General features: G+C 63.3%; 5 protein-coding genes and 2 pseudogenes. 4 read left to right on the top strand and 3 right to left on the bottom strand.

The genetic code is table 11. The features are described from left to right. Window positions 1-296, bottom strand: a pseudogene (locus AYJ54_RS53005) (DUF1499 domain-containing protein); the annotation flags it as partial. Between the two features lie 487 nt (window positions 297-783). On the opposite strand from AYJ54_RS53005, the gene AYJ54_RS33815 reads away from it, so the two are divergent. Both AYJ54_RS33815 and AYJ54_RS33820 read left to right on the top strand, forming a co-directional pair. Continuing rightward, window positions 784-1932 (top strand): hypothetical protein, encoded by a 1149-nt coding sequence (locus AYJ54_RS33815; protein ID WP_245329192.1) that lies wholly within the window; start codon window positions 784-786, stop codon window positions 1930-1932. A gap of 57 nt (window positions 1933-1989) precedes the next feature. Beyond that, window positions 1990-3186, top strand: a complete 1197-nt coding sequence (locus AYJ54_RS33820) for a TAXI family TRAP transporter solute-binding subunit (RefSeq protein ID WP_063705982.1) — start codon at window positions 1990-1992, stop codon at window positions 3184-3186. A gap of 368 nt (window positions 3187-3554) precedes the next feature. Here AYJ54_RS33820 and AYJ54_RS33825 read toward each other — a convergent pair whose 3' ends face one another. Beyond that, window positions 3555-5183 carry a fatty-acid--CoA ligase gene (locus AYJ54_RS33825; protein ID WP_063705984.1) on the bottom strand — a complete coding sequence of 543 codons (1629 nt, stop codon included), beginning with the start codon at window positions 5181-5183 and terminating at the stop codon, window positions 3555-3557. Window positions 5184-5247: 64 nt separating this feature from the next. Here AYJ54_RS33825 and AYJ54_RS33830 point away from each other — a divergent pair, with 64 nt between their 5' ends. Then, window positions 5248-6372: an extensin family protein gene (locus tag AYJ54_RS33830; RefSeq protein ID WP_063705986.1), complete on the top strand. Its 1125-nt coding sequence runs from the start codon at window positions 5248-5250 to the stop codon at window positions 6370-6372. A 37-nt stretch (window positions 6373-6409) separates the two neighbouring features. Here the strand turns inward: AYJ54_RS33830 and AYJ54_RS33835 are convergent, their stop codons facing one another. Continuing rightward, window positions 6410-7099 carry a L,D-transpeptidase gene (locus AYJ54_RS33835; protein ID WP_063705987.1) on the bottom strand — a complete coding sequence of 230 codons (690 nt, stop codon included), beginning with the start codon at window positions 7097-7099 and terminating at the stop codon, window positions 6410-6412. A gap of 336 nt (window positions 7100-7435) precedes the next feature. On the opposite strand from AYJ54_RS33835, the pseudogene AYJ54_RS53010 reads away from it, so the two are divergent. Then, window positions 7436-7574: pseudogene (locus AYJ54_RS53010) on the top strand (magnesium transporter); the annotation flags it as partial.

Genomic DNA, 7574 nt, shown 5'->3' on the forward strand with positions numbered 1-7574 from the left:
GGATAGGCGAGGATCAGAGCGTTGATCAGGAAGGCGAGCAGGATGCGCGCCATGCCGCGCGTGCCGTTCTGCCAGATCGCGGCAAAGCCCGCGAGCCCGAACAGGATGGAGAGTCCGGCGATCGCGAGCCCACCGAGGAAGGTGGCGAGTGCCGGCTTGATCTCGAGGAAACCGAAGCGGACGATGATCACGGACACCGCGACCGTCACCACCGCGAACACGGCGAGATTGCGCGCCCAGCTCGCGAGGCTGGACACGGGCTCCGACTGATAAGGAGCAGAAAACCTGCGGGCCATCGATGAAAACCGCCGGGTTGGGGCTTGGCCCGCCGTCAGGGGGCCGATTGAAAACTGGCTGCTTGAGACCACGGCGGCCCGGCAATTTCAAGGTTTGCGCGCGATATGGCACAGAGAACAGGCGGGATTTTGCAACTTGATTGATTAACCATTCAATCTAAATGATCTTTAGTTGTAGATTGACTTGGTCGTAATTTCACCTAAAGGCTCTACTGTAGGTTGTTGGAACCGCCGAAGCGAGGGACCGTCCCTGCGAAAGGGACATCGGCGAACGGCAATCAAAAAAGAAACGGCAAAGAACAACTGCAAGGAACAACGGCGGGCGTCAGCCGGAAACGTTGCAAGAGTGACCTCAGCTCCCGGTTGTCGCCGCAAAGGCTGACCGGATGTGCGCGGTTGCGCCTCATGAGCTGCAAGGATCGCAAACAGCGTAGCCGGTGCCGACCAGCGCGGCTGGTGGGCAGCCCCATCAGGGCGAGTGTTCAGTATGAGTGGTGGACGGGACGAAGGCTATATCGATCCGCACGATCCGATGTACTACGCGCCGCGCGACTTGCGCGAGCGGGCGGTGCAGCCGACGGCGGCGCCGAAACGGTCCGCGGAGCATCCATCGTTGACTGCCGATGGCCCGCCCTTGCAATCGCCCGGCAACCCGCGACGTCGTGACCATTCGGACGTGTTCTCCAAAGCCGTCGCCCAAGCCATGCACGAGGCGATGGAGCCCATCGAGGTGCCAGCCGTCCTACGTAACTCGGGAAGGCGCGCGCTACTCAGCGTAGGGGTTAGGCTCGCGATCGCGGCAGCGGTTGCGGCAGGCATCGCGCTGATTCTCGTCATCTTCATTCCGGCGTCGCAAAGTCCCGGAGTTCAATCGAGCGACGCCACATCGATCTCGTCGCTTTGGCAATCGGTGAAAGCCGCGATCGGTCCGGCACCGCAACGCAAGCAGGTCGCGACCCTTGCGGTGGAGGACAGCAGCGGGCTTGCCAACGCCCCCTTGCCGCTCGGGATGCGCGTGGGTGCTCCCCCTTCCGGCGCCATCGTTGCGATCAACGGACTGCCTGCCGACGCGCGGTTGACGTCGGGCAAGCGTGTCGCCAACGAGTGGCGCGTGCCCGCGTCGGAAATTTCCGCCGTGTCGGTCATTCCGCCAGACGGTTTCGTCGGCCAGATGGTCGCGATGGCAGAATTGCGTGACGGCAACGGCGCCGTGCTCGTGGTTGGCTCGAGCCGACTGTCCTGGAAACCCGCTGCCAGCGTCGCTCCGCAGCCGTCGACAACCGTCACGGCCGTTCCGCCGGCGCGCTCCTTGGCGGCCTCCCCACCGCCGCAGCCGGACGCCGTGCGCAACCTGGATCCGAAGGAAATTTCTGGCCTCGTCAAACGTGGACAGGATTTGCTCACGAGCGGCGACATCTCGGCGGCGAGGCTACTGCTGCTGCGCGCGGCCGAAGGAGGAGATGCGCGCGCCGCGCTGCTGGTGGCCAGGACCTACGATCCGACCGTGCTCAAGCAGTTGGGCGCCAGTGGCCCGCTCGCTGACCTCGCGCAGGCCCGCAACTGGTACCAGAGGGCAAAAGAATGGGGCGCCCCCGAGGCTCAGCGACAGCTTGATGCGCTCGCGCCCACCCGCTGATCCCAGCACCGCGCGTCGCGCGCGCCTCTCAATCTCGACCATCCGGAGCTTCACGACATGATCATCCGACGTTTGACCGACCTGGCATTCTGCTGCGCGGCCGGGGTCGCGCTGCTGCTGGCGACGCCGGCCTTTTCCCAAGACAGGGGAGGAGAGGTGGATCCGGCCGCAGTAAGTGAGGGCCTGAAGGCGATCTTCAGCTATTCCAGCACCAGCAAGAGCACGCGCGAGCGGCTCAACGCCAACACCGTGACGCTGATGTCAGGCACAATCGGCGGAACCTATGTCCAGTTCGGCGCCGACCTTTCCTCCGCGCTGGATGACGGCGACCGGATGCGCGTGCTGCCGATCATCGGGCGCGGCTCGGTCCAGAGCATCGCGGACATCCTGTTCCTCAAGGGGGTCGATCTCGGCATCGTGCGCGCCGACACACTCGATTACCTGGAAAGGAAGGGCTACACCGGCAACATCCACAACCAGTTCGTCTATATCACGAAGCTCTACAATGAGGAGATGCACGTCGTCGCGCGGTCGTCGATCCGCAGCCTTGCCGATCTGAACGGCCGGCGTGTTGCCGTCGACTTGCCGAACGGAGGCACCTTCGTCACCGCGATCACGATCTTCGAGAGGCTCGGCATCAAGCCGGTCTACGCCTATATCGAGCAGCGCATCGCCTATGAAAAACTGAAGACCGGCGAACTCGATGCGGTGATCGCGGTGCAGGGAAGTCCCTCCAAGGCCGTGAGCCAGGTGAAGGGGGACGACCTGCATTTCGTGCCGATCCCGTATAGCGAGCCATTGCAGAGCGACTATCTTCCATCCGTCCTCAAGGCGGAGGACTATCCTTCACTGATCCCACCCGGCGGCCGTGTTGACACGATCGCGGTGCCCGCCATCCTCGCTGCCTACAACTGGCCCGCAAAGACCGAGCGATACGGCAAGGTGGAGCATTTCGTTCAGGTCTTCTTCGACCGTCTGAAAGACCTGCAGCGGCCGCCCTTCCATCCGAAGTGGAAGGAGGTGGTGTTGAGTGCGCCACTGAAGGGATGGAATCGCTTCCCGCCGGCGCAGGAGTGGCTCGATCAACATTCCGGTCCGGCCTCCGACACACGCGCGAAATTCGACCAGTTCCTGGCCGCGCAGGCCCGAGAAACCGGTCAGCAGGGCACGCGAACGCCGGAACAGGACGAAGCACTCTATCAACAATTCCTGAAATGGCAGAAGAGTACCGGCCAGGCGGAGGCAAAGCGTTAGAGCATGAACCGCCGAAGGTCGGATCAGATCATGATCATTCTGCCTGCCTGACCTTGATACTTCCCGGAGGGCCAGAGGCCCTCACGAGATTGGATCGAGTTGCGTTCGTGATGAAACCAAGCTCCCCGCAAGCGGGAGGGCAATCGCATTTGAACACTCACGAGAGGTCGTCATGCCCGGGCTTGTCCCGGGCATCCACGTTCTTTGTGCCGACCGCAAGGCGTGGATGGNNGCCCGGCCATGACGCTGTGGAAGCTTCAGCGCCTCCAACACTCACCCCATATACGATTGCCCTGCGCAACCGGGAGGTGAAGCGAATTCGCAACCGCAGGACCGAACAGGTCTTGGGGCAAGCTATTCCGGTCCGCTCACGCCGCCGCGTTCGGGAAGCGATAGTCCTTGAACCGGTCGCGCAGCGCCGTCTTCAGGATCTTGCCCGTCGCCGTATGCGGGATGCCGTCGACGAAGGCGACGTCATCGGGCATCCACCATTTGGCGATCTTGCCGTCCATGAATTTCAGGATGTCCTCGCGGCTCGCCTGCTGTCCCTGCTTGAGCTGGACGATCAGGAGCGGCCGCTCGTCCCATTTGGGATGGTAGACGCCGATCACCGCGGCCTCCGCCACGGCCGGATGGCCGACCGCGAGGTTCTCCAGGTCGATCGAGGAGATCCACTCGCCGCCGGACTTGATCACGTCCTTGGAACGGTCGGTGATCCGCATATAGCCGTCCTGATCGATGGTCGAGACGTCGCCGGTGTCGAAGAAGCCCTCGCCGTCGAGGATGTCCTGGTCGAGTCGGTAATACGCCTTGGAGACCGCGGGCCCCGAGACCTTCAGGCGGCCGAACGTCTTGCCATCCCAGGGCAGCTCCCTGCCGGCGTCATCGGTGATCTTCATGCGCACGCCGAATGGCGGAAAGCCCTGGGCCTGCAGCACGTCGAGCCGTTCCTCGCCGGTCCGTTCGGCAAAAGGCGGCTTGAGCGCGCATACGGTGCCGATCGGGCTCATTTCGGTCATGCCCCAGGCATGGCGCACGCGCACGCCCATGTCGACGAAGGACTTGATCATCGAGCGCGGCATCGCCGAGCCCCCGCACACCACGCTCTTCAGACAGGGCAGTTTGAGATTGCTGGCCGCCATATGCTGCAAGAGCATCAACCACACCGTCGGTACGCCCGCGGTATGCGTGACCTTCTCGGTTTCGAGCAGCTCGTAGACCGAAGCGCCGTCGAGCTTGGCGCCTGGCATCACGAGCTTGGTGCCCATCGAGGGCGCGGAGAAGGCGATGCCCCAGCTATTGGCGTGGAACAGGGGCACCACCGGCAGCATCGTCTCGGAGGCGCTGGTGCCGAGCGCATCGACATTGTTGGCCATCAGCGCGTGCAGCACGTTGGAGCGATGCGAATACAAGACGCCCTTGGGATCGCCCGTCGTGCCCGACGTGTAGCACATCGCGGCGGCCGTGTTCTCGTCAAAGTCCTTCCATTCGAACTTGCCGTCGGCCTTCGCGATCCACTCCTCGTAGGCGACCGCGTTCTTGAGCGTGGTCTGCGGCATATGCGCCTTGTCGGTGAGGACGATATAGCGCTCAACGCTTGGCAGCTTGTCCGCAATCTTCTCCAGGACGGGAACGAAGGTGATGTCGGTCATCACGATCCGGTCCTGCGCATGGTTGATGATCCAGGCGATCTGCTCGGGGAAAAGCCTGGGATTGACCGTATGGCAGATGGCGCCGATGCCCATGATGCCGTACCAGACCTCGAGGTGGCGCCAGGTGTTCCAGGCGATGGTGGCGACGCGGTCGCCGAGCTTGATGCCGTCGCGGTCCAGCATCTGCGAGACCTTGAGCGCACGCTTGTGGATTTCGGCATAGTTGGTGCGATGGATCGGTCCCTCGACCGACCGCGTGACGACCTCCTGCTTGCCATGAATCCTGGCGGCATGTTCGATGATCCGGTGGCAGAGCAGGGGCCAATCTTGCATCAAACCAAGCATTCCGACGTTCCTCCGAAAATTCGCTGGACTGTTATCACTCTCAGCGTTGGGCCAAAGAATTGTCATGAATTTTAGCCTGCCGGACTTTTGCCGCAAATGGTCTTGTCGCGGCTATATGTCCGCCGGCGCCGCAATGGTTACCGCAGCGCTCGGGATGTCGCTCGTGCTGGCGGAGACGGCGGAAGCGCGAAAATTTGCTCCGCCGTTCGACCTCTTTGGCATTGGCACACCACGGCCGCGCGGAGCGGTTCATACGGCCAGGAAAATCCCCCTGCCGAGACCCCGTCCGGACGAGGCCCCCAAGGGATCAGACAAGGCATTGGACACGGCCGGGCCGGAGGCGCCGGCGGCTGACGGCAAACCTTCCGCTGACAAGCCTGCGGCCGACAAGCCGGGCGAACCTGCGGCGGCGGAGCGCCAGCCACCGGAGCCTAAGCCCTCGGCGTGCCGGCTCGCGCTGACCGAGGAGATCGCGATCGCACCTTCCATTCCCGCTATCCGCGGTCCCGGCGGTTGCGGTGGCGACGATCTGGTGCGGCTGGAAGCGATCGTGCTGCCGGACAAGCGCAAGGTGGCGGTGAAGCCGGCGGCGATCCTCCGCTGCACCATGGCGTCCGCGGTCGCCGACTGGGTGCGCTCGGACATGGTGCCGCTGGCCGCGAGCCTCGGCTCGACCATCAGCGACCTCGACAATTTCGACTCGTTCGAGTGCCGTGGCCGCAATCGCATCGTCGGCGCGATGCTGTCAGAGCACGGCAAGGCCAATGCGCTGGACGTGCGTTCGCTCAAGCTCGCCAACGGCCAGTCGATCGGCCTGACCGACCGCACCGTTTCGCGCGACGTGCGCGAGCGCGTGCTGCATTCGGTCTGCTCGCGCTTCACCACGGTGCTTGGCCCGGGCTCGGACTGGTACCACGAGGACCACATCCATCTCGATCTGGCACAGCGGCGCAACGATTACCGGATCTGCCAGTGGAACGTCTGGGATCCGCTGCCGCAGGTCGCGCCGCTGATGCCGGCGGAGCGGCCCGAAGAGGCGCCACCGCGCGAGGTCGCGGCCAAGTCCGAGACGGCGAAGGATGCGGCGGAGGAGGGAGATACGGCGAAGGCACCGGCGGACAAGCCGCCGGCCGGCGCCGACGCCCCGCCGGCGCGCAGGCCCGCAACTAAAACAAAAAAGCGCCGGTGAGACCGGCGCTTTTGCATGTCCTCAGGTTGAGAGCAGATCAGTAGCTGCCCGCCTGGCCGTTCGAACCACCGCCCTGCAGCGCGAGCCGCGAGTTGTACGGGGAGTCGCCATGCTTTGGCTCGAGCACGACCACGATGGTTCCGACCTTGACGCGGTTGTAGAGGTCGATCGCGTCCTCGTTGGTCAGGCGGATGCAGCCCGAGGAGATCGAGGCGCCGATATATTCCGGCTGGTTGGTGCCGTGGATGCGGAACAGCGTGTCCTTGCCGCCAGAATAGAGATACATCGCGCGGGAACCCATCGGATTGTCGGGACCCGGTGCAACATAGGTCGGCACGCCCAGGCGCGAAATCTCGCCGGGGGTCGGATGCCAGGCCGGCCACTCGGTCATGCTGCCGACCTTGGCGATGCCGGACCAAGCCATGGCCTCTTCGCCGACGGTAATGCCGTAACGGATCGCCTTGCCGCCATCCAGCACGTAGTAGAGGTAGTGGTTGTCGGAATCGACCAGGATCGAGCCGGGCGATTCCTTGCGGTGATAATCGACGATGGCGCGGCGGAACGGCTCTGCGACCGGGGTGTTTTCATACCGGACCTTGGCAAGGAGTTCCTTGTCCTTCGGCTTGAAGGCCTTGGTGTCGGTCGCCTCAAAATGTGTTGCCTGCATGCAACCCGACAGCATCAGACCGGCGGCCAAAATACCCAACTTAACTTTCAGCGACGACATGGTTTGCTTCCAATCAAGACAATACCGCGCAGGTCCTGAGCTTACCGCCACAGTTCCTCGACTCCGTTGGTCCCATTATCGTTGAAATCTGCCACAATTCCAGCGTTTAGGGCGTTTTCCCGCGCTGCAAGACCGAAGCTGTGGCTTTTTTGCCGCAAGTTTTGCGGCACCGGGTGGATTTTTGGGCAAGGGATGCTGAGCTGCGATTCCGTGCCTCCGTCGAGCCACAGTGCAGCCACAAATGCAAACGCGCCGTTAATGTGCTTGTCATCATGAACTTGTCAGAATCGCGCTAAGGCGCTCTTGGTCGGTCAGAGGCCTCCCCTGGAGTTGTTCATGTTTGCTGTGTTTGTTCCGTCCGAGTCCTCCCTGAAGAAGGCCGTCATCGACGATCTCTCCGTGCTGCCGGAGAACGCCGTGTGGATCGACCTCTTCAACCCGACCGCCGTCGAGGACAAGGCGGTGGAGCGGCTGG

This window comes from Bradyrhizobium centrolobii (genome assembly GCF_001641635.1).
Classification (GTDB): domain Bacteria; phylum Pseudomonadota; class Alphaproteobacteria; order Rhizobiales; family Xanthobacteraceae; genus Bradyrhizobium; species Bradyrhizobium centrolobii.